General features: G+C 61.1%; 21 protein-coding genes. 7 read left to right on the top strand and 14 right to left on the bottom strand.

From position 1 onward, the window contains the following. Nucleotides 1-129: 129 nt before the first annotated feature. The 3 genes from dsbG to dsbD are packed head-to-tail and all read right to left on the bottom strand — an operon-like array spanning nucleotide 130 to nucleotide 3,445. Nucleotides 130-891 carry a thiol:disulfide interchange protein DsbG gene (gene dsbG, locus ACKZ62_RS08250; RefSeq protein ID WP_179178637.1) on the bottom strand — a complete coding sequence of 254 codons (762 nt, stop codon included), beginning with the start codon at nucleotides 889-891 and terminating at the stop codon, nucleotides 130-132. Then, the gene (locus ACKZ62_RS08255; RefSeq protein ID WP_095185451.1) at nucleotides 867-1,718 is read right to left on the bottom strand and encodes a TlpA disulfide reductase family protein; all 852 of its coding nucleotides are present in this window, start codon (nucleotides 1,716-1,718) and stop codon (nucleotides 867-869) included. Before ACKZ62_RS08255 ends, dsbG begins: the two co-directional genes overlap by 25 nt. Then, a complete protein-coding gene (gene dsbD, locus ACKZ62_RS08260) occupies nucleotides 1,718-3,445 on the bottom strand; it encodes a protein-disulfide reductase DsbD (protein ID WP_095185452.1) in 1,728 nt (575 codons plus the stop codon). Before dsbD ends, ACKZ62_RS08255 begins: the two co-directional genes overlap by 1 nt. 176 nt (nucleotides 3,446-3,621) lie before the next feature. Between dsbD and ACKZ62_RS08265 the strand changes: the two genes are divergently transcribed. From ACKZ62_RS08265 to ACKZ62_RS08285, 5 genes are all read left to right on the top strand, one after another. Beyond that, a complete protein-coding gene (locus ACKZ62_RS08265) occupies nucleotides 3,622-4,302 on the top strand; it encodes a response regulator (protein ID WP_032887975.1) in 681 nt (226 codons plus the stop codon). Beyond that, entirely contained in the window at nucleotides 4,299-5,621 is a 1,323-nt protein-coding gene (locus tag ACKZ62_RS08270; protein WP_099603036.1) for an ATP-binding protein, read from the top strand. The genes ACKZ62_RS08265 and ACKZ62_RS08270 overlap by 4 nt, the downstream gene beginning before the upstream one ends. Nucleotides 5,622-5,741: 120 nt before the next feature. Beyond that, nucleotides 5,742-6,509 carry an N-acetylmuramoyl-L-alanine amidase gene (locus ACKZ62_RS08275; protein ID WP_447096517.1) on the top strand — a complete coding sequence of 256 codons (768 nt, stop codon included), beginning with the start codon at nucleotides 5,742-5,744 and terminating at the stop codon, nucleotides 6,507-6,509. Between the two features lie 161 nt (nucleotides 6,510-6,670). Next, a complete protein-coding gene (locus tag ACKZ62_RS08280; RefSeq protein ID WP_447096518.1) occupies nucleotides 6,671-8,083 on the top strand; it encodes an aspartate aminotransferase family protein in 1,413 nt (470 codons plus the stop codon). Between the two features lie 81 nt (nucleotides 8,084-8,164). Further along, entirely contained in the window at nucleotides 8,165-8,386 is a 222-nt protein-coding gene (locus ACKZ62_RS08285) for an MbtH family protein (RefSeq protein WP_032887983.1), read from the top strand. A 236-nt stretch (nucleotides 8,387-8,622) separates the two neighbouring features. On the opposite strand, the gene ACKZ62_RS08290 is transcribed toward ACKZ62_RS08285, so the two are convergent. The 7 genes from ACKZ62_RS08290 to minC all read right to left on the bottom strand — a co-directional run bounded on the left by ACKZ62_RS08290 (nucleotide 8,623) and on the right by minC (nucleotide 15,430). After that, on the bottom strand, nucleotides 8,623-10,791 hold the full coding sequence (locus ACKZ62_RS08290) for a mechanosensitive ion channel family protein (RefSeq protein ID WP_032887985.1): 2,169 nt from the start codon (nucleotides 10,789-10,791) through the stop codon (nucleotides 8,623-8,625). A gap of 52 nt (nucleotides 10,792-10,843) precedes the next feature. After that, nucleotides 10,844-11,020 (bottom strand): hypothetical protein, encoded by a 177-nt coding sequence (locus tag ACKZ62_RS08295; protein ID WP_010208820.1) that lies wholly within the window; start codon nucleotides 11,018-11,020, stop codon nucleotides 10,844-10,846. 207 nt (nucleotides 11,021-11,227) lie between these two features. Then, complete coding sequence (locus tag ACKZ62_RS08300) at nucleotides 11,228-12,517, bottom strand: M18 family aminopeptidase (RefSeq protein ID WP_032887987.1); 1,290 nt, start codon at nucleotides 12,515-12,517, stop codon at nucleotides 11,228-11,230. Nucleotides 12,518-12,689: 172 nt separating this feature from the next. Beyond that, nucleotides 12,690-13,325: an RluA family pseudouridine synthase gene (locus ACKZ62_RS08305; protein ID WP_032887988.1), complete on the bottom strand. Its 636-nt coding sequence runs from the start codon at nucleotides 13,323-13,325 to the stop codon at nucleotides 12,690-12,692. 96 nt (nucleotides 13,326-13,421) lie between these two features. Beyond that, nucleotides 13,422-13,676 carry a cell division topological specificity factor MinE gene (gene minE, locus ACKZ62_RS08310; protein WP_003175252.1) on the bottom strand — a complete coding sequence of 85 codons (255 nt, stop codon included), beginning with the start codon at nucleotides 13,674-13,676 and terminating at the stop codon, nucleotides 13,422-13,424. A 3-nt stretch (nucleotides 13,677-13,679) separates the two neighbouring features. Further along, entirely contained in the window at nucleotides 13,680-14,492 is an 813-nt protein-coding gene (gene minD / locus ACKZ62_RS08315) for a septum site-determining protein MinD (protein ID WP_017737535.1), read from the bottom strand. A 200-nt stretch (nucleotides 14,493-14,692) separates the two neighbouring features. Beyond that, nucleotides 14,693-15,430, bottom strand: a complete 738-nt coding sequence (gene minC, locus ACKZ62_RS08320) for a septum site-determining protein MinC (RefSeq protein ID WP_032888096.1) — start codon at nucleotides 15,428-15,430, stop codon at nucleotides 14,693-14,695. A 119-nt stretch (nucleotides 15,431-15,549) separates the two neighbouring features. Between minC and ACKZ62_RS08325 the strand changes: the two genes are divergently transcribed. Further along, a complete protein-coding gene (locus ACKZ62_RS08325) occupies nucleotides 15,550-16,485 on the top strand; it encodes a lipid A biosynthesis lauroyl acyltransferase (RefSeq protein WP_032887990.1) in 936 nt (311 codons plus the stop codon). Nucleotides 16,486-16,515: 30 nt separating this feature from the next. Next, on the top strand, nucleotides 16,516-17,664 hold the full coding sequence (locus ACKZ62_RS08330; protein ID WP_122754409.1) for a patatin-like phospholipase family protein: 1,149 nt from the start codon (nucleotides 16,516-16,518) through the stop codon (nucleotides 17,662-17,664). 109 nt (nucleotides 17,665-17,773) lie between these two features. Here the strand turns inward: ACKZ62_RS08330 and ACKZ62_RS08335 are convergent, their stop codons facing one another. The 4 genes from ACKZ62_RS08335 to ACKZ62_RS08350 form a co-directional block, all read right to left on the bottom strand. Beyond that, nucleotides 17,774-18,559 carry an outer membrane protein OmpK gene (locus tag ACKZ62_RS08335; protein ID WP_032887994.1) on the bottom strand — a complete coding sequence of 262 codons (786 nt, stop codon included), beginning with the start codon at nucleotides 18,557-18,559 and terminating at the stop codon, nucleotides 17,774-17,776. Further along, nucleotides 18,556-18,951: a hypothetical protein gene (locus ACKZ62_RS08340; RefSeq protein ID WP_143521257.1), complete on the bottom strand. Its 396-nt coding sequence runs from the start codon at nucleotides 18,949-18,951 to the stop codon at nucleotides 18,556-18,558. Before ACKZ62_RS08340 ends, ACKZ62_RS08335 begins: the two co-directional genes overlap by 4 nt. A gap of 47 nt (nucleotides 18,952-18,998) precedes the next feature. Beyond that, nucleotides 18,999-20,345, bottom strand: a complete 1,347-nt coding sequence (locus ACKZ62_RS08345; protein ID WP_032887997.1) for a nucleobase:cation symporter-2 family protein — start codon at nucleotides 20,343-20,345, stop codon at nucleotides 18,999-19,001. Between the two features lie 176 nt (nucleotides 20,346-20,521). Then, a complete protein-coding gene (locus tag ACKZ62_RS08350) occupies nucleotides 20,522-21,805 on the bottom strand; it encodes a urate hydroxylase PuuD (protein WP_032887999.1) in 1,284 nt (427 codons plus the stop codon). Between the last annotated feature and the right edge of the window lie 10 nt (nucleotides 21,806-21,815).

Below are 21,815 nucleotides of genomic sequence, written 5' to 3' on the forward strand. Positions count from 1 at the left end.
TGCTATCGGGGGCAAGCTCCCTCCCACACTTGAATGTATTCACCAATAGAAATGTGTGAACCCAAACCACTGTGGGAGGGACGGTGCGACGATTCGACTTGCCCCCGATGGCGTCAGACCAGGCGCCGCTTACTTCGGCCCCATGATCTTCACCAACTTATCCGGCGACGGCGCACCCTGCTGTTGCTGCAGCCCACCCTTGTCATCCAGGTAGAAAATCGCCGGGGTGGCAGACAGTTCCAGTTCATCCATCAACTTCATATTGGCATCGAGCTTGGCTTCGATATCGGCCGGGATTTTCGGCAGTGCCTGCAGTTTGCTGCTCTTGCCGGCGGCTTCGTGTTCTTCCAGGGCTTTTTGCGGGTCTTTGGCGGCGAACAGGGCGGCCGATTTCGCGGCGCTGTCTTCGCGGATGATGCCGACCATGATGTGGCGCAACTGCACCTTGCCGGATTTGACCCACGGCCGGGCCTGTTCCCAGAACATGTTGCAGTACGGGCAGTTGGGGTCGCTGAAGAGGTAGACGATACGCGGTGCGTTTTTGTCGCCGTCCTGGATCCAGCTGCTTTTTTCCATCTTGGCCCAGACTTCCTTGGCCATCGGCGCGTACACCAGTTTTTCCAGCGGCGCGGTGCTCAGGTCATCGCCCTGGGCGTCGTACAGGTTGCCGGCGATCACGTGTTTGCCGTCGGCGGTCAGGTACAGCGCCATGCCTCGATTCTGGTATTGCGCGGCATAGCCGGTGAGGCCGCTGGGGGCGTCGAACTTGCCGATGATCTTGGCGCCCTTGGCTTCGATCTGTTTGATCGGTGCCGGCCAGTCATCGGCGTGGGCCAGGTTGGCTGCCAGCGTCAGTGGTAAGAGGCTCAACAGGTGGCGGAGGCTTCGCATGTGGGTTTCCTTGTGGCAGCAGGGGCGGTGTCGAAGGGTTCCATGGCACGGGCCAGGCTGGCCTGGGACAACTCGCCCAAGTGGCTGTTGATGAGGCGTCCATCAGCTTGGTAGAACAAGGTGGTCGGCAGGGCCATGGAGCCCACGGCCTGGCCGAGGCGACCGCTGGCGTCAAACAGCACGTTGTCCAGGTTCAGGCCTTGGGTGGCCAGGTAGGTGCTGACGCTTTGCATGCTTTCGGCTTGGTTGACGAACAGGAAGGTCACGTCAGGGCGCATGCGCTGGGCGCTTTCCAGCACCGGCATTTCCCGGCGGCATGGCGGGCACCAGGTGGCCCACAGGTTGATGACCAGCGGTCCGCCCTGGTAGTCCGCCAGTTGCACCACTTCGCCATTGGCGTTGCGCAAGGTGATGTCTGGCAGGCGTGTGCCTTTTTCATACACGCTCAAGGACAGGCTGGTCATGCCCCAGAACAGCAGACCGGTGATGACCCCGGCGCTCAACGGCTTACGCAGCGCCGGTCGCCGCCAGCCGTAGAGCACTGCGCCGATGAGCAGGGCGATGATGCCGGGCCAGGCGAGAAAGCCGCCGTCGCGCAGGTCGACCATCTGCAGCCAGTCGCTGCTGTAGTAACTCCAGTACATCAGCACAAAGCTGACGCGGGCCGCGAGCATGCCCAGCAGAAACAGGCTGAACAGCACTGACTCCGGGTTTTCACCACCACGCTTGGCCACGCGCCAGCCCACCAGAGTGGCGAGAATCAACGCGCTGATCAGCAGGATATGATTCAGCGCGATGGCGAAGGTGCCGATGGTCAGGGTCAGCATCAGAGGGCGTCCCGGGTTTGCGTCCAGCGTTGCAGGAAGGCATCGGCATTCACTTCGCCGGTGATGCGTTGTGCGCGGCGCTCTTCACCGTCGGGGCCGATCCAGACAAAGCTCGGTGGCCCCGGCACCTTGTAGCGGCCCAGCAGTTCGCGGCTGGCGGCATTGTCGGCGGTGACGTCCAGGCGCAGCAGGCGCACGTCTTTCAGTGCGTCGAGAACTGCGGGTTTGCCGAACACCTGTTTTTCCATGATCTTGCACGACACGCACCAGTCGGCGTAGTAATCCACCAGCACCCATTGGCCCTGGGCCTTGGCGCTGTCGAGTTGGTTTTGCAGCACGGCGGGGTCATTGATGGTCATGAAGGCGTCATGGGCGGAGGGCGCCCCGGCGACCTTCGCGCCGCTGTACACCTTCAGCGGTTGCCACAGGTCGTCGCTGCCACCGGCCGCACCCACCACCAGCACCGCGCCCCACAGGCCCAGCACCAGGGAGCCGGCGCCGAATACCTTGGCCGCCAGGCCGTACTCGCGGGCGAGGGTCCAACCGCAGTAGGCCATCACTAGGGCCAATGCACCCCACAGGCCGACCCACAGGCTTTCGCCAACTACCGGGCGAATCATTAGCACGGCGGTGCCCAGGAATAGGAAGCCGAAGATGCCCTTGAGCACGTTCATCCAAGTGCCCGGCTTGGGCAGGAAGCGGTTGCCGACGGTCACCAGCAGCAACAACGGGATGCCGATGCCGATGCCCATGGCGAACAGGATCAAGCCACCGTGCAGGGCGTTGCCGCTTTGGGCGATATACAGCAGGGCGCCAGCCAGGGGCGCGGTCATGCACGGGCCGACCAGCAGGCCGGACAGCGCGCCAAGCACACCGGCACCGATCAGGCTGCCACCGCTTTGCTGGCGGCTGACGTTGTCCAGTCGGTCGCGCAGGAAGGCGGGCAGTTGCAGTTCAAAGAAGCCGAACATCGGCAGGGCGAGCAGCACAAACAGAGCGGCGAAACTGCCCAATATCCACGGCGTTTGCAGCAGGGCGGCGAGGTTGGCGCCGAGCAACGCAGCCAGTACGCCCAGCGCGGCATACACCAGCGCCATGCACACTACGTAGCTGCTGGCCAAGGCAAAACCACGGCGAGGGCTGGCGCCGCTGCCCACCACCAGGCCCGCGAGGATCGGCAGCATCGGCAACGAACATGGTGCAAACGCCAACAGCAGGCCCAGGCCGAAGAACACCAGCAGGCTCCAACCCAGGCTGCGCTGTTGCAGGCCGCTGGCCAGGCTCTGGTCCTGGGCTTGAGCGGTGGCCGCTACGGCAGGATTGCCACCCAGGTCCACGGTGATCGACTGCGGTGGGTAGCACAGGCCAGCATCGGCGCAGCCCTGCCAGCCCAGCTTGATCTGGCCGGTGGCGCCAGCAGGGAGCTTCACTTCCAGGCCCTGGCGGTACACTTCCTGCTCGCCGAAGAACTCATCGCTATGGGCTTCACCTTGCGGCAGTGCCGGCTGTGCGGTCAGGCCCTCGAACTTCATGCGCTGCTTGTACAGGTAATAACCGTCGGCAATCTGCCAATACAGCTGGGTCTCGCCACTTTCAAGACGTTCGGAGGTAAAGGTGAAAGCTTTGCCCACCGGGAGGAAATCGGGTTTGGTCTCAAACGGGTTGCCCGGCGCGGCTTGGGCCAACCCGGCGAACAACACCAGCAGAAAGGTAAAAAGATGCCGCATGGTCAAGCCTTAGTCCGATACAAGTGAGGCACACAATGTGTGGCGTTGATTAACCGATGATTAACCGGCGCTATTCTAAAGTGTAGGGATTATCTGAGCTTGCCTCTTTTCACGGCATAATCTGCGCTTAATCCGCTGCACCTTTAATCTCCCCCATCTTTTATGAAGGGTTCACCATGCACGTACTGGTCTGTGAAGACGACGAACTGATCGCCAGCGGCATCGTGGCCGGCCTCACCGCCCAGGGTTTTACCGTCGAGCGCGTGGCTACGGCTGCGGCTGCTCGGGCGATGCTCAAAGCGGCGACTTTCGACATCATGGTGCTCGACCTCGGCCTGCCCGACGAAGACGGCCTCAAGCTGTTGCAGCAACTGCGCAGCCAGGGCCTGGAGATTCCGGTGCTGATCCTCACCGCGCGGGACTCGGTGACCAACCGCGTCGACGGCCTGCAAGCCGGCGCCGATGACTACCTGCTCAAACCCTTCGACTTGCGCGAATTAGCCGCCCGCCTGCAAACCCTGCTGCGCCGGATGGCAGGGCGCAGCGTCAACTTGATCGAACACGGCCGGTTGACCTATGACCCCAGCAGCCGTGAAACGCTGTTGGGTGGCCAGCCGGTGGATTTGTCCCGGCGTGAGCAGGCGCTGTTGCAGGCCCTGCTGCACAACAAGGGTCGTGTGCTGTCCAGCGAGCAGCTTAAGGACAGCGTCTATGGCTTTAACGATGAGCTGGAAAGCAACGCACTCAACGTGCATATCCACCACCTGCGGCGCAAATTGGGCAACGGCATTGTCGAGACCGTGCGTGGTCTGGGCTATCGCCTGGGCCCGGCGGATGATGGAGAGAACGTTTCGTGAAGAGCCTGCGCCTGCGCCTGACGTTCAAGCTCGGCGCCGCATTCGTGTTGATCTGGGCCCTGGCAGCGGCCTGGATGCTCAACGACCTGCGCAACCAGATGATGTTCTCTCTCGACCAGCGCCTGGTGGCGTCGGCGCGCATGGTGGCGGGGCTGACCGAGCAGATGCCGGGCCTGGCCAGTGTCAGCGGCGGCGCGCATTTCAGTGCCGAGCAACTGCATGTGCCGGGCGGCATGGCCTGCCAGGTCAGCTCCTTGCGCGGGGAAATCCTCGCGCGCAGCCACACCACGCCGGATCAGGGCCTGGAGTCCCAACGCAGCGGTTTTCGCGACCAAGAGATCGACGGCGTGGGCTGGCGCAGCTTTACCCTGTCCCGTGGCGATCTGCTGATCACCACCGCCGACCGCCAGGTGGAGCGCGAGGCGTTGAATATGTCGATCCTGCTGGCGGCATCGGTGCCGGTGGGCGTGGCCATGCTCGGTTGCCTGTGCCTGCTGTGGTTGGGCATCGGCCAGAGCCTGCTGCCGCTCAACCGTATGCGCGATGCGCTGATGCGGCGCAGTGCGGACTCTCTCGAACCCTTGCAGATCCACCCGCTGCCCAGCGAACTCAAACCGCTGCTCGACACCCAGAACCAACTGTTGCAGCGTATCGCCAAGACCATTGAGCGCGAACGTCGCCTCACTGGCGATGCGGCCCACGAACTGCGCAGCCCGCTGACGGCGATCAAGACCCACCTGCAAGTGGCGCGCATGACCGAAGGCGCGGCCCGCGACCAGTCCCTGGCCCACGCCGAGGAGGGCGCCGATCGCCTGCATCGCACCCTGGAACAATTGCTGTTGCTGGCGCGAGTGGAAGGCAGCCTGTCGTTTGACGATGGCGTGCAGTCCAGTGCCGAAGACGTCGCACGGCTGGCGATCCAGGATGCCAATGCTGGCGATAACTCACGCATCGACCTGATCCTGCCGGACAACCTTTCCAACGCTCCAGTGGAAATGCCCGTTGGCCTGGCGGTTGCGGCCCTGCGCAACCTGCTGGACAACGCCTTGCGCCACACCCCGGCGGACACTCGCGTGGAGCTCAGTCTGTTCACCCAGGCAGGCAACGTGGTGTTTCGCGTGCGTGACCACGGCAAGCAGATTTCCAGCGAAGACCTGCAGTACTTGACCCAACGCTTCTGGCGTAATGGCAACAGCGAAGGCTGCGGCCTGGGCTTGGCAATCGTGCAAGCGATTGTGCAGCGCTGTTCCTGCTCGTTGACGTTCGACAGCCAGGCGGATGGCCTGCGCGTCGAGCTGGGTATGCCGTTGCGGCGCTGATCTTTTTTCATCTGCCAAATAGTTACCGCCCTCTTGAAGTTCAGCGCTTCAGGATGGCGGTAATTTTTTTGCACTTGAACGGGCCGAAGGACTCGGCCTGTACTGAAAAGGACAGTTCTTATGTTAGTCATCGATACCACTTTTCCTGCCAAAGGCTTCAATGAACGCAACGGTGAAACCGTGCGGCAGTTGATCCTGCATTACACCGCAGCTCCCTTCACATCCTCCTTGCAGACGCTGGCGCAGGAGGGGGTCAGCGCTCACTATCTTTTGCCCGACCCGGATGAGCCTGGTTACCGCGCTGCCGGGTATGACGAACTGCGCGCGTTTCGCCTGGTGGATGAAACCAAGTCTGCGTGGCATGCAGGTGCGAGCCAATGGGCAGGGTGGGACAACCTCAATAGCCGCTCCATTGGCATCGAGATCGTCAACCTGGCACGGGACTATGCGGGTGTTTTTACCTTTCCTGAGTACTCGCACGAACAGATTGAAGTGTTGAGTGCATTGGTGCGCGACATCCTCGGACGCTACCCGCAGATCGGCCCAACCGACATTCTCGGGCATTCGGACGTGGCCTATTGGCGCAAGAGTGATCCAGGGCCTCGACTGCCTTGGCGGTGCTTGTACGACGCCGGTGTAGGTGCCTGGTTCGATGAGGCGGCGCGGGCGATGTATCAACGCCGATTTTGTGTAGGGCTGCCGCCGGAAGTGGAAGTGGAGCGTGCGTTTCAGCGGTATGGGTATAGACCGGCGCAGAATCGACAGGCGTTTGAGCTGCGCACGCGGGCGTTTCAGATGCACTTTCGGGCGGGGGATTTTCGTGGCGTATTGGATGCCGAGACGTGCGCGATCCTGTATGCCTTGAATGAGAAATACCGAGGACTTTGACGCAAAGCACCGTTCAACGGCATCAGTTAACGATCACCAGCCCTAAATCCCTCAGCCGCTGATGCGTTTCCAGAACAGGAAATCCGTGCGCATGCCCTTGGGCCAGACGCCAACGGATTGGCAGTTTGGTCACCATCATCAGCGTATTGAGGGATAGAGAGATGTCTGTCGCTACCAGCCGTATCGAAAGCGCCCCAGTGCATGTCAGCCCGGCGCCTGTGGAAACGCTCTACCAGTTCGACGAAACACCGCTGCTGGCCCGTCAGCGCCAGCAGGAATCCAATGCGCGCAGTTATCCGCGGCGTATCCCTTTGGCGCTCAAACGCGCCAAGGGCATCTACGTGGAAGACGTGGAAGGCCGCCAGTTCATCGACTGCCTGGCCGGGGCCGGCACCCTGGCGCTGGGGCATAACCACCCGGTGGTGATCGACGCTATCCAGCAAGTGCTGAGTGATGAGCTGCCGTTGCACACCCTCGACCTGACTACGCCGGTCAAGGATCAATTCGTGCAGGACCTGTTCGGCCTGTTGCCGGCTGAGTTGGCGCGGGAAGCCAAGATCCAGTTTTGCGGGCCCACTGGCACTGATGCGGTGGAAGCCGCGCTGAAACTGGTCCGTACCGCCACCGGGCGCAGCACCGTGCTGTCGTTCCAGGGCGGTTATCACGGCATGAGCCAAGGCGCTTTGAGCCTGATGGGCAGCCTGGGGCCGAAGAAGCCCTTGGGGGCGTTGCTTGGCAATGGCGTGCAGTTCCTGCCGTATCCCTACGATTACCGCTGCCCGTTTGGTCTGGGCGGTGCGGAAGGAGTGCGGGTCAACCTGCACTACCTGGAAAACCTGCTTAACGACCCGGAAGCTGGCGTGTTGCTGCCGGCAGCGGTGATTGTTGAAGTGGTGCAGGGTGAAGGTGGCGTAATCCCGGCCGACCTCGACTGGCTGCGCGGCCTGCGACGCATCACCGAACAGGCGGGTGTGGCGTTGATTGTCGACGAAATCCAGAGCGGTTTTGGCCGCACCGGCAAGATGTTCGCCTTCGAACACGCGGGCATCATTCCGGATGTGGTGGTGATGTCCAAGGCCATCGGCGGCAGCTTGCCGTTGGCGGTGGTGGTGTACCGCGACTGGCTCGATACCTGGCTGCCGGGCGCCCATGCCGGCACGTTCCGTGGCAATCAAATGGCTATGGCGGCGGGTTCGGCGGTGATGCGCTACCTCAAGGAACACGACCTGCCCGGCCACGCAACAGTTATGGGCGAGCGCCTCGGCGAACACCTGCGCATTCTGCAACGCGACTTCCCGCAGTTGGGGGATATTCGCGGTCGCGGGCTGATGCTCGGTGTGGAACTGGTCGACCCGGACGGCACCCTCGATACCCAGGGCCACCCTCCGGTGCACCGCCAACTGGCGCCGCTGGTACAGCGCGAGTGCCTCAAGCGCGGGCTGATCCTGGAACTGGGTGGTCGCCATGGCAGCGTGGTGCGCTTCCTGCCGCCGCTGGTGATCACCGCCGCTGAAGTCGACCGTGTGGCCGAGATCTTCGGGCGTGCCCTGGCCGCCGCCGTGGACAGCCTCTAATTTTTCGATGGCTTGGTACGTTTCTACAGATATCAGTGCTGCGCGTGGTGCGCAGCCAGCTTTTTGCGATGGAGAACAGCAATGACCTCAGTATTTGACCGCGACGACATCCTGTTTCAGGTAGTGGTCAACCATGAAGAACAGTATTCCATCTGGCCAGACTACAAGGTCGTGCCGGAAGGCTGGCGCACCGTAGGCAAGAGCGGCATGAAGAAAGAGTGCCTGGCCTACATCGAAGAAACCTGGACCGATATGCGCCCGTTGAGCTTGCGCCAGAAGATGGATGGAGCAGCGCTCGTTTAAACATGGCGGTTTGTGTCTGGTAATCAGGCTCTATGGGGTGAGCGCGCGTATTGTGGCAAGCGGGCCTGGTGCGGTGAGCGGGCCTGCCCCGCGCTGGGCTGCAAAGCAGCCCCACTCCAGCCACTGAGTTGTATCAGATACACCGCATTCCACCCGTTCAGGACCGCTTCGCGCTCCAGCGCGGGGCAGGCCCGCTCACCACAACAAGCCGCTCGGCAAAGGTGGGTGCGGCGACTTCAAGCGTCCTTCTCTTTCTCCAACCCACCCGAAGCTCCCGTCACCACCTGCACACTCAATCGAGGTGTGGCCAGATCCAACCCGGCCTCGTCCAGATGCCGTTTCAGCGACAGGTTGAACGCCCGTGACACTTCCCATTGCTTGATCGGCGCCGTCTTGAACCGGGCGCGCAGGATCGCGCTGCCTGACTCAAAGCTTTCCACCCCCTGGATCTCCAGCGGGGACCAGATATTGCGGCGCTGCAGCGGGTCATTGCGCATTTTCTGGCCGACATCACGGATCAGCTTGATCGCGTTATCAATGTCCATGTTGTACGGAATTGCCACTCGGAAGATCGCGTAGCCGAACTCTCGCGAGTAGTTCTTGATGCTCTTGATCTCGCTGAACGGAATGGTGTGCACAATCCCGTCGATGTCGCGCAGGCGCACGGTGCGGATGGTCAGGCCCTCGACGGTGCCGAGGTGGCCGCCTACATCCACGTAGTCATCAATCGCCAGGGAATCTTCGATGATGATGAACAGGCCGGTGATCAAGTCCGCCACCAGCGACTGCGCACCAAAACCGATGGCCAGGCCGATCACACCGGCACCCGCCAGCAGCGGTGTGACGTTCATGCCCATATTCGCCAGGGCGACGATGGCGGCAATGATGAAGATCGTCACGAACAGCACGTTGCGGATCAACGGCATCATGGTCTGCGCCCGCGCATTGGCCAGGCCTTTGCGCGAGCGGGTGAGGGCGTGGTGGATCGCCGTGTCGCTGAGGATCCAGATCAGCCAGGCGAACAGCAGCGTACCGGCCAGGCCGAACAGTTTGACCGCGATTTCATGCCCCTCGCCTTCGGCAAAGCCAATCAGCGACAGGCCCCAGACCCGCAGGCCCAGCTCGATAAACACCAGCCATACCGCCAGGTGGGCCAGGGTGTAGATGAAGCTTTTCAGGCGCTCGGAGTACAGCGCATGGCGCTTGTGCCCGCGTTGCGGCTTGAGAGCATGGCGGCGTACCAGACCGTTGATGACCATGCACAACACCAGCAACACCGTGCACAGCAGCGATTGGCGCAGGGCGGTGCTGGTGTCGCCGGCAGAGACGAACGTGGCAAACAGCGAAATGCCCACCAACAGCAAGGCCGGGAGGTACCAGAACGAACCGATGATCGAGAGGGTGTCGCTGAGGGCGCGACGGGTGAGGCGGCGCGACAGTGGTTGGTTGCGTATCAGGTGGGCGATCGGGCGGCGAAACCGCAGGATAAACACGCCGGTGGACAACGCCGCCATCACATTGGCGACGGTTGCGGCGGTGTGAGACAGGTGTTGGCCGAGCGCGGTTACCAGGCGTGGGTCGCTCAGGGCTTCACCAAAAGCGGCAAAGCTGCCGATCCACCACAGCGGACGAAAGGCCTGGTGCCGCAGGATATACAGCGCACGATGGCGGTGCGGGCCGTCGAGCAAAGAGAACGCGATCACGCAGATGGCTGAGAAACAGGTACCGACCACCAGCGCGTAAGCCAACACCATCGCCAGGGATTTACCCAGGGAAGAGGGCAGTGCGTAGCTCATGTACACGGTGATCACCAGCGCGATCAGCCACGGCCCCAGTTTGCGCAGGGCAAAGCGCACCATGTCCCAGGTGCGCGGGTGTTGCGGCAGTTCTTCAGGCAGGCCGAACCGTTCGCGGACGCGGTGGCTGAGCCATATCAGCACGTAGGCCAGCAGGCTCCACACCGCGAGAATAAGCGCAAAGCCAAAAATGATTGGCAGCCATTCGTTGGCCGGCAGCATCAAGGCGTCGAGTTCGTCCTTGGCCTGGTCGATCTCATCGGACCAACGCCCCAGCGGGCTGTCGTTGCCGGAGAACTGTTGCTCCAGGGTCGACAGCGTGCTGCCGATCAGCCCAAGCACGCCCTGTTCGGCGGCCGGCTGGGCTTTTTGTGTGGCGGCGCGGAGTTTTTTCAGATCGCTCAGCAGTTGGGTGCGCTGCTGGTCGTTTTCCAGGGTCTTGATCACCTCGTCCAGCGATTGGCCGAGGGGCACTTCTGCCTGGGGCTGGGACTTGTTAGTGCTGCCGAGCAGGCCGGGCAAACCGACTGCTTGGGCAGAAGTAAGCGGCAGCAGGGTGAACAGCGCGATCAGCAGGTAGCAGGGCAGGGCAAACAGACGGGAAAGCACGAGGCGGTCAACCTTGGAAACGACGGGTTGAGCGAGTGTACGAGTGCACGCGTCATTCGGCCAGTTTGGCGAGGATCTTGTACACCACGGTGCCCAGGATCAGCAGCATACCGATCCACATGCCGAACACGCCGAGGGGCTTGTCGCGAAAGTTGAAGCCGACCGCGAGCATGATCATGCCGATCAGAATAGGGATAAGCATGGCGTGGAAGGAGGACATGGAGATCATGGTGCGACGGCCTTGTCGGAGTGGGAATACTGACAAGTCTAGGTCGGATTGCGGGAAGTGCAGATGATGCAGATCAGGTGTACGCAAAACCAAATGCGGGAGGGGGCTTGCCCTCGATAGCGGTCTGTCAGTCAGCTTGTTTTTAGCTGACCCACCGCATCGGGGGCAAGCCCCCTCCCACATTTCTGGCTGTATTCAGCCTTTGGATCAAGGCAGGTCGCGACTGGCGTAGAACGCACCCAGTACCTTCACCAGATGCGCCAGGTCATGGCTGCCGCACAGTTCACGAATGGAGTGCATGGCAAATGTCGGCAGGCCGATGTCCACGGTACGCACGCCCAGGTGGCTGGCGGTGATCGGGCCGATGGTCGAGCCGCAGCCCATGTCGCTGCGCACCACAAAGCTCTGTACCGGCACTTCTTCGGCCATGCACAGGTGGCGGAAGAACCCGGCGGTTTCGCTGTTGGTCGCGTAGCGCTGGTTGCTGTTGACCTTGATTACCGGGCCGGCATTGAGCTTGGGGCCGTGGTTGGCGTCGTGCTTGTCGGCGTAGTTCGGGTGCACACCGTGGGCATTGTCTGCCGATACCAACAGGGATTTCTGAATGGTACGTACGAATTCATCACCCTCCGGCAACAGGCGTCGCAGGGTCTGTTCCAGCATCGGGCCATCGGCACCGCAGGCCGAGCAGGAACCGACTTCTTCGTGGTCGTTGCACACCAGTACGCAGGTTTCGTCGGTCTCGCTGGTGAGCAGGGCTTGCAGGCCGGCGTAGCACGACAATAGGTTGTCGAGGCGCGCGCCGGCGATGAAGTCGCCATTGAGGCCAATTACAGCTGCACTCTGGGTGTCGTAGAAGCTCAGCTCGTAATCGAGCACCACATCAGCGTTCAACCCGTGCTCGCGCGCCAGTTGCTCGGTGAGCACGGCTCGGAAGTCCACGCGCTCGTCACCGGCAAACTGCGCGAGGATCGGCGGCAGTTCGGTCTGGGCGTTGATTGCCCAGCCCTGGTTGGCTTCGCGGTTCAGGTGAATGGCCAGGTTCGGGATGATGGCGATGGGCAGCTTGAAGTCGATCAGTTGGCTTTCGACTTTGCCGTCGCGGCGGAACGTCACGCGGCCTGCCAGGGATAAGTCGCGGTCAAACCACGGCGCCAGCAAGGCGCCGCCGTAGACTTCCACGCCCAACTGCCAGAAGCCCTGGCGTTGCAGCTCGGGCTGGGGCTTGACCCGCAGGCACGGGCTGTCGGTATGGGCGCCAACCAGGCGAATCCCGCCCTGCAGCGGCGAGTGACGGCCGAGCTTGAAGGCGATGATCGAGGAGTCGTTGCGGGTCACGTAGTAGCGACCGTTGGCTTCGGTGGCCCAGGTTTCGCGCTCGTCGAGACGCTGGTAACCGGCCGCTTCCAGGCGCTGGGCCAGGGCGGCAGTGGCATGAAAAGGAGTAGGGGAGGCCTTGAGGAAGTCGATCAGGCCTTGATTCAACGCTTCGCGCATAAATAGCTCCAGACAGCAATGCGCGGAGTTTACCGTTCGGTGACGGGAAGTGCACAGTACAAATGTGGGAGGGGGCTTGCCCCCGATTGCAGTGGGTCAGTCAACAATACAGTGACTGATTCTCCGCCATCGGGGGCAAGCCCCCTCCCACATTTGTTCTGTGTTCACAGCTTTAGAAGGGCGCTGGGCACTCGAAGCGCAAACGCTCGCCACTCTGCGGATGAGTAAAGCTCAGCATGCTTGCGTGCAAGCACAGGCGCGGCCACGCAGCCAGGGCTTGCTCATGGGCATACAGGCCGTCGCCGAGCAACGGATGACCGATCGACAGCATGTGCACGCGCAACTGGTGTGAGCGCCCGGTGATCGGCGTCAGCTCCACACGGCACCAGTCGCCGCAACGTTCCAGCACCTTCCAGAAGGTCATCGCGTGTTTGCCGAACTCGTGATCCACCACATGCCGTGGTTTGGTCGGCGGGTCGTAGCGCAAGGGCAGATCAATGCTGCCGCTGTCGAGCTCCGGCTGGCCCCAGGCCAATGCGGTGTAGGCCTTCTCGGTTTCACGGTCGTGAAACTGGCGGGACAGTTCGCGATGGGTATCGGCATCCCGGGCGAGCAGGATGATCCCCGAGGTTTCCCAGTCCAGGCGATGGACGATGCGGGCTTCGGGGTAGCCGTTTTCCTGCAGGCGGGTGATCAGGCAGTCCTTGTTGTCGTCGGCGCGGCCAGGCACCGAGAGCAGCAGGGTCGGCTTGTTCACCACCAGGACAGCGTCGTCCTGATGCAGGATATGGATATTGGACAGCGGCATTAAACAGCCTCGTAACAAACGCCAACGGCGGCTCGCCCACCCGGTTCCCGCTATGGGATCAAGGTGTGCGAGCCGCCGTGGCGGCCGCCTGTTCGATCAACGATCAGGCAGGGTGATATTGAGTTCCAGAATCGAGCAGCTGCCGTCATTTTCCAGAGCGACATGCACGTCATCGTTGCCGATGTTGACGTACTTGCGGATCACCTCGACCAGTTCCTTCTGCAAGGCTGGCAGGTAGTCCGGGGTGCTGCGTTGGCCGCGTTCGTGCGCCACGATGATCTGTAGACGCTCTTTCGCGACCGACGCGGTGCTTGGCTTTTTGTTGGCGCGAAAGAAGTCGAGAAATTTCATTGTTTAGTTGCCTCCAAAGATACGCTCGAAGAATCCCTTCTTCTTAACATCGAGGAAGCGATGTTCCACGGTCTTGCCCAGCAAGCGATCAACCGCATCGCTGTACGCTTGGCCGGCGTCGCTCTGGTCGTCAAGAATAACCGGGACACCCTGGTTGGAAGCCTTCAGGACGGCCTGGGATTCCGGGATCACGCCCAGCAGGGTCACCGCGAGGATGTCCTTGACGTCCTCGACACCGAGCATTTCGCCGTTGCTGACGCGCTCAGGGTTGTAGCGGGTGAGCAGCAGGTGCTCCTTGATCGGGTCTTCACCTTTCTCTGCGCGCTGGGACTTGCTGGCCAGCAGGCCGAGCATGCGGTCCGAGTCACGTACGGAGGACACTTCCGGGTTGGTTACCACGATGGCTTCATCGGCGAAGTACATCGCCAAATGAGCACCGGTTTCGATGCCGGCCGGGGAGTCGCAGACGACGTATTCGAAGGTTTCCTTCAGTTCAGCGAGGACTTTGCCTACGCCTTCTTTGGTCAACGCATCTTTGTCACGGGTCTGGCTGGCGGCCAGTACGTACAGGTTCTCAAGGCGCTTGTCCTTGATCAGGGCCTGTTGCAGGTTGGCTTCGCCGTTCACCACGTTGACGAAGTCGTACACCACACGGCGTTCGCAGCCCATGATCAGGTCGAGGTTACGCAAACCGACGTCGAAGTCGACGATGACTGTCTTGTGGCCGCGCAGAGCGAGGCCGGTACCGATAGCGGCGCTGGTGGTGGTCTTACCCACACCACCCTTGCCGGATGTAACCACGAGAATCTTGGCCAAGGTGTTTCACCCCTAAGGAAAAAGGACTTTTCAGTCCCTGAAAAACATCTCTTGGAACTCGCTGCAGGCGGACGGTCTTTGTAGGAAAAAGACGGGTTGGCGTAGGAAAAACGCCAACCTTCAGATGTTCCTACACAAGTATTGCCGGTTTCGCTGTGCTATCAGAGTCTAGAGATGCTTGGAAAATGCGGCAGTATCCGTTAAAGACGGATGATGTTCAACACATCGCCCGACAGGCTGACCTGCACCCCGGCCCCCCACAGCGGATCACGGCGCAAATCTTCTGAAACCTTGTACTGGCCTGCGATGGACACTAGCTCAGCGGTCAACTGCTGGCAAAAAATACGGGCCTTGGTATCACCCTTGATGCCGGCGAGGGCACGTCCGCGCATCGGGCCGTATACATGGATGTTGCCATCGGCGAGAAGTTCCGCGCCGGGACTGACCGAGGAGATGACAACCAGGTCGCCGCCCTGGGCGTAAATTTGCTGCCCACCGCGTACGGGAGAGGTGATGATCTTTGTAGGCTTTATCGTCGGCTCCGGTGGTTTTTCCGGTTTTTTCTTCTCTTCACCGACCAATGGTTCGAGCGGACGCTCGCGTGCGCCGGACGGCGGCAATACTGGCAGTTCAATGGCGATGGCCGCGGCAATGTCTTCGATACGGCTGGCACGAATGGCGAGAGTGCGCAGGCCATGGGAGCGGCACACGCGCATAAGGCCGGGCAGATCAACAGCGCCCTGGCCGGCCGGCAGTTTGTCCAGGGCCAGCACCAGCGGGGCGTTGTTGAAGAAGTTTGGCGCCAGGGCGACCTTGGCGGCGAGTTGGCGGTCCAGGGCGTCGAGGTCGTTACGGGCGAGTTCCAGCACGGTGATGGCGAGCATGCTGCCTTTCAGCTGGAACACGGGATCTTGGTCTAGCGGTTCGGTTTGGCTCATGGTCGGCATAAAGCGGCTTGTCACGAAAAGTGTCGAGACTTATAACGAGAACATCCACTGGCCGCAAGCCGGGTCGAACCGTTGTAGAATGCGCGGCCCTGTCTTTACCGGAATCTGTAATGGATCGCCCGCGTTTTCGAGCTGCATTTTTTCACCCGCGTTTCTGGCTGCTATGGCTTGGGCTCGGCCTGCTGTGGCTGGTCACCCAATTGCCATACCGCGCGCTGCTGGCCATTGGTCGGTTACTGGGCGCAGGTATGTACCGTGTGGCCAGCGAGCGTCGCCGCATCGCCGCGCGTAACCTGGAACTGTGCTTCCCGGAAAAAACCGCTAAAGAGCGTAAGCAGTTGCTCAAGGAAAACTTTGCCTCCACGGGCATCGCCTTCTTTGAAATGGCCATGAGTTGGTGGTGGTCGCGCCAGCGCCTGTCGCGTCTGGCCCATGTCGAAGGCCTGGAGCACCTCAAGCAGGCCCAACTCGATGGCAAGGGCGTGATCCTCATGGCCCTGCATTTCACCACCCTGGAAATCGGCGCGGCGCTGTTGGGCCAAAAGCACACCATTGATGGGATGTACCGCGAGCACGGCAATCCGTTGTTCGACTTTATCCAGCGCCGTGGCCGCGAGCGCCACAACCTTGATTCCCTGGCCATCGAGCGCGAAGACGTGCGCGGCATGCTTAAGCTGCTGCGCGCCGGCCGCGCCATCTGGTACGCACCTGACCAGGACTATGGCGCCAAGCAAAGTATTTTCGTACCGCTGTTCGGCATCCAGGCCGCCACCGTCACCGCCACCAGCAAGTTCGCCCGCCTGGGCAAGGCGCTGGTGGTGCCGTTCACCCAGGAGCGCCTGGCCGACGGCAGTGGTTACCGCCTGGTGATCCATCCGCCGTTGACCGACTTTCCCGGCGAAAGCGATGAGGTGGACTGCCTGCGCATCAACCAGTGGGTCGAAACCTCTGTACGCGAATGCCCCGAGCAATACCTGTGGACCCACCGCCGCTTCAAGAGCCGGCCACCGGGCGAACCCAAGTTGTACGAAAAAAGCCGCCGATAAAGCGAGATTTTCCCCACACGGAGTGATGCGATGCGCCCAGCTGAACCGGTAACAGGCTTGATTCTTTCCGGCGGCGGGGCGCGAGCGGCGTATCAGGTGGGTGTTTTGGCGGCGATTGCCGAGCTGTTGCCACCAGGGGCGCCCAACCCGTTTCCGGTGATCGTCGGCACCTCGGCCGGGGCGATCAATGCGGTGACACTGGCCAGTGGCGCGATGGATTTCACGGCGGCGATCCAGCGTCTTACTGCCTTTTGGCAGGGCTTTCGCAGCCATCTGGTGTTGCGCAGTGATTGGCCGGGGGTTATTCGCCAGGCGAGTCGCTTCCTCATCCACAGCCTGTTGGGCCTGGGCGCGCAAGTGCCGGTAGCGTTGCTTAATAGCTCTCCGCTGCGGGACTTGTTGCAAGAGCGCCTGAACCTGGACGGCATCGACGAAGCCATCCGAAACAAGCATTTGCACGCGGTGGCAGTCACGGCGTTCGGCTATGAATCCGGGCAGGCGGTGACCTTCTATCAAGGTGGCGGCACCATTGATGCGTGGTTGCGCCATCGGCGTATCGGCGTGCCGACGCAACTGACGGTTGAGCACCTGCTGGCCAGTTCAGCGATCCCTTTGCTGTTTGCCCCGGTGAAACTCGACCAGGAATATTTCGGTGACGGTGCGGTGCGCCAATCGGCCCCGATCAGCCCGGCCCTGCACCTGGGGGCGACCCGCGTGCTGGTGGTGGGCGTCAGCGGCAACCCGCGTGGCAACGAGCCGTCGGTGCAGCGCACCTACACCGGTCAGGAACCGACCCTGGCCCAGATCGGTGGGCACATGCTCAACAGCACGTTCATCGACAGCCTGGAAAGTGATATCGAATTGCTGGAGCGTCTGAACCAGTTCAGCCACCACCAGCCAGCCGACAGCGCGGCCCGAGGCCTGGCACCGGTTGAAGTGCTGGTGATTGCGCCAAGCCAGCCGATCGATGAAATCGCGGCAAGGCATCGGCAGGAATTGCCGGCGGCGTTGCGGTTGTTCTTGCGTGGGCCGGGGGCGACCAAAACGAGCGGGGCGGGGGTACTGAGTTACTTGCTGTTCGAGGCGGGGTATTGCAGCGAGTTGATTGAGTTGGGCAGAAAAGATGCGCTGGCCAAGCGTGAGGAGATCATGCGGTTCCTGGGCCTGCCGCCTATCTGAATGTGGGAGGGGGCTTGCTCCCGATAGCAGTGTGTCAGTCAACAAATAGAGTGACTGACACTTCGCTATCGGGAGCAAGCCCCCTCCCACATTTGTATTGCATTGGCTTTTAGAAGTGATACTTGACCAGGAAGCTCGCCGTGTCCTGGGTGGTCTTGAATGCACCCGAATCTTCGATCCCGTACTTGTTCTTCCAGTAGTCGTACTCAAAACCCACATACAACTGCTTATCGCCCCAATGCAGCGCTTTACCCAGGTCGTATTTAACCTGCGGGTTGAAGTGCAGGTTGGCGTGGTAAGTGCCACGGGCGTTTTTGTCGTTATCCACTACCCAATCCATAAAACCGTCGATCAGGATGTCGGAGCTGCCGACGGGAATGGTGTAGGCCCACACCGGGGTGATCTGCCAAACGCCATCACCCGCGCGATTGCCTTCGGTCTGGCGCTGATAGAAGTTCAGTTGGAAGTAGTCGAAACCAGGGATGTTCAAGTCGAACGCCGGGCCGAGCAGGTACGACTCGTTATCGCCTTCGCCGAACTCGTAAGTGAAGGCCAGCAGCACATCCTTGATCGGGCCGAAGGACAGGTCTTTGTCGAGGATTTTACCGAATGACAACCGTGGGCTGATCTCGCCGTAGTAGGTGCTTGGGCCGACGTTGCCGTCTTCCTTGCCGTTGTAGAAGATGCGGTCGACGAACACAAAGTTGTCGCCGTACTTCCACGCGTCGGCGTGTTCGAAGGTGACGGTTTGCTGGATCTGCGGGTTGACGGTAAAGCTCTTGCCCCACAGGTACGTCAGGCTGTTGTTCTGCCACTGCAACAAGTCACCGGCCACGGCCTGACCACCCGCAAGCAGGGATCCTGCCAGCATCAGGCCTTTGAACATAGGTTTCATTCGGTTGCTCCCGAGTTAAGGTTTTGTGGTTTTTCTTCTACGCAGGCGCTCTGGTGTGGCGCCTTTTGGTTCGCTGCAAAAATCGTCTGTTTGGTCAGCTTTAGTGCTTTTAGCAAGAGCTGCGCCAAGGTGTTTGAAACGCCAAAAAATCCCCGTCGGCTGCAACAAATACAGTCGAATACAGAGGCGTTTTGTGCACCGTGGCAGCAGACATTAGGCCGGGATAAGTTGGCCTTGCAGTCAGCTTTTACATTCGCTGTTTTTTTTTGAGTCGATTCGAGCGGGCGCGGAGAATACTGGCTCCCAAGCCTTGGCTCAAGTGCGCTCTTACAGAGCGTGTCGGGCATAAATGGGGCACGGCTGATGGCCGCCCCCAGGTGGAGGGTGTGCATGGTGGGGTTCCTTGTTCGTTATTGTTTTTGTTGTCGTAACGAAGGAATCAATGCGTATGAGCGACGGCAGGGCGTTCTGAACCGCCGAGGATGTTGAACAGGATATTCAGCGACAACGCGCTGAGGGTGGCCATGGCGATGCCACTGTGGGTAATCGGGCTCATCCACAACGGCAGTTGGGCGAAGAACTCCGGGCGCACTACGGGAATCAGGCCCATGCCGATGCTCACCGCTACCAGCAACTGGTTACGGCGGTCGGCGATGTCAGCTTCCTGAAGGATCTTGATGCCGGTGGCTGCGACCATGCCGAACATGGCAATCGCCGCACCGCCGAGCACTGCCGGTGGAATCGAAGCCACCAGGTACGCCGCTTTGGGCAACAGGCTGAGCACAATCAGGAACGCGCCGGCCATGATCGTCACCGAGCGGCAACGCACGCCGGTCATCTGCACCAGGCCGATGTTCTGGGCGAATGAGGAGTGGGTAAAGGTGTTGAAGAACCCGGCGAAGAACGACGCGCCGGCATCACACAGCAAGCCCCGACGCAGCATCTTGGGGGACACTTCCTGACCGGTGATCTTGCCCAGGGCTAGGAACATCCCGGTGGATTCGACAAAGATAATCACCACGACCAGGCACATCGACAGGATCGGCGCCAACTCGAACTTCGGCATGCCGAAGTGCAGCGGTGTCACCACCTGCACCCACGGCGCCTGGGCCAGGCCGCTGAGGTCGACCATGCCAATGATGCCGCACAAGCCGTAGCCAAGCCCCATACCGATCAGCACCGAAATGTTCACCCAGAAACCGCGCATGAAGCGGTTGATCAGCAGGATGGTAGCCAGTACCAGCGCGGCAATCGCCAGGTAGATCGGCGAGCCAAATGTGGCTGCCGCGCTGCCGCCGCCGGCCCAGTTCACGGCCACGGGGAATAGCGAAAGGCCGATGGCGGTGATCACGGTGCCAGTCACCAACGGAGGGAAAAAGCGCACCACCTTGGACATGAAGGGCGCAATGATCATCCCGAAGAACCCGGCCGCGATGGTCGCGCCGAAGATACCCTGCAAGCCGATACCCGGCATGCCGGCCATGGCGACCATGCTGCCGACGGCGGCAAAACTGGCGCCCATCATCACCGGCATACGAATGCCCACCGGGCCGATGCCGAATGACTGGATCATGGTGGCGATACCGGCCACCAGCAGGTCGGCATTGATCAGGAAAGCGATTTCTTCACGGCTCAAGCCCGCGGCCTGGCCAATGATGAGGGGTACGGCGACGGCGCCGCCGTACATCAGCAAGACGTGTTGCAGGCCTACCAGAATCAGTTGCAAGAGGGGCAGCCGCTCCATGGCAGGGGCGGCAGGAATCTGCGGTTCGACTAACTCGGTCATGCAACACCTCGGATCTTTTTTATTTTTGTGTTGTGTGGAACGCAATCTCTAAATCACTACAAGTCCCCTGTGGGATGGGGGCTTGCCCCCGATTGCGGTGGTTCAGTCACTGATGTTTTGAATGACACACGGCTATCGGGGGCAAGCCCCTCCCACATTGGAACTGTGTGAATCTGTCAGTTGGTACGCGCCCCCTGGTTGATCCAGGTGCCAATCAAATCCCGCTCCTGCTGGGTCATCTGGGTGATGTTGCCCAGCGGCATGATCTGGCTCGCCACGGCCTGCGCCTGAATGCGTGCTGCCTGTTGCTGGATCTGCGCCGGGGTATCGAACATCACCCCAGCCGGAGCGGTGCTGAACAGCGGGCTGGTGGGCTTGGCCGAATGGCACACGGCGCAACGTTCCTGGATCACCCCATGCACCTTGTCGAAATCAATCGTCGCCTGGGCGGGTGCCGGCTCGGCGGCGGGAGCTGCTGGAGCCGCGGGTTTCAAACCACCACCCAACGCCGTTTCAGGCAGTGGCTGGTATTCGATGGCCGCAGGTGCCTTGGCAATCGGCTCTGCCGGTTTTGGCCCCGTGACGTATGCCAGGCTGATCATCGCCAACGCGCCGACCGGTAAGGTCCATGCATACTTCTGGCTGTTGTGACGGGTGTTGAAGTAGTGCCGTACCAACACCGCCGCCACTGCGATACCCGCCAGGATCAGCCAGTTGTATTGGCTGCCGTAGGTGCTCGGGAAGTGGTTGCTGATCATGATGAACAGCACCGGCAAGGTGAAGTAGTTGTTATGGCGTGAACGCAGCAATCCCTTGGCCGGCAGGGCCGGATCAGGCGTGCGGTTCTCGGCGATGGCCGCCACCAGCGCGCGCTGCGCCGGCATGATGATGCGGAACACGTTGCCCACCATGATGGTGCCGATCACCGCACCGACGTGCAGGTAGGCGCCACGGCCGCTGAACACTTTGCTGAAGCCATAGGCCGCCGCAATCAACAGCACAAACAGGATGAAACCGAGCAGGGCAGGGCGTTTGCCCAGGGCCGAGTCGCAGAGGAAGGAGTAGATGAACCAGCCGGCGAATAGTGAGCCAATGCCCAGCAATACGCCTTCGGTGCCGCTGAGGCTGCTGCCGGGTGCGAGCAGGTACAGCGTCGGGTTGAGGTAGAACACCACGCACAGCAGTGCGACGCCTGACATCCAGGTGAAATAGGCTTCCCATTTGAACCAGTGCAGGTTGTCCGGCATGGTCGGCGGGGCCAGTTTGTATTTTTCCAGGTGGTAGATACCGCCACCGTGGATCGCCCACAAGTCACCGGCGAGGCCGCTCTTGGGGTTGACGCGGTTGAGGTTGTTTTCCAGCCAGACAAAGTAGAACGAAGCGCCGATCCAGGCGACGCCAGTGATCATGTGAACCCAGCGCACGCTAAGGTTCAGCCATTCCAACAGATGTGCTTCCACAGTCTTTACC

Source organism: Pseudomonas sivasensis, assembly GCF_052938085.1.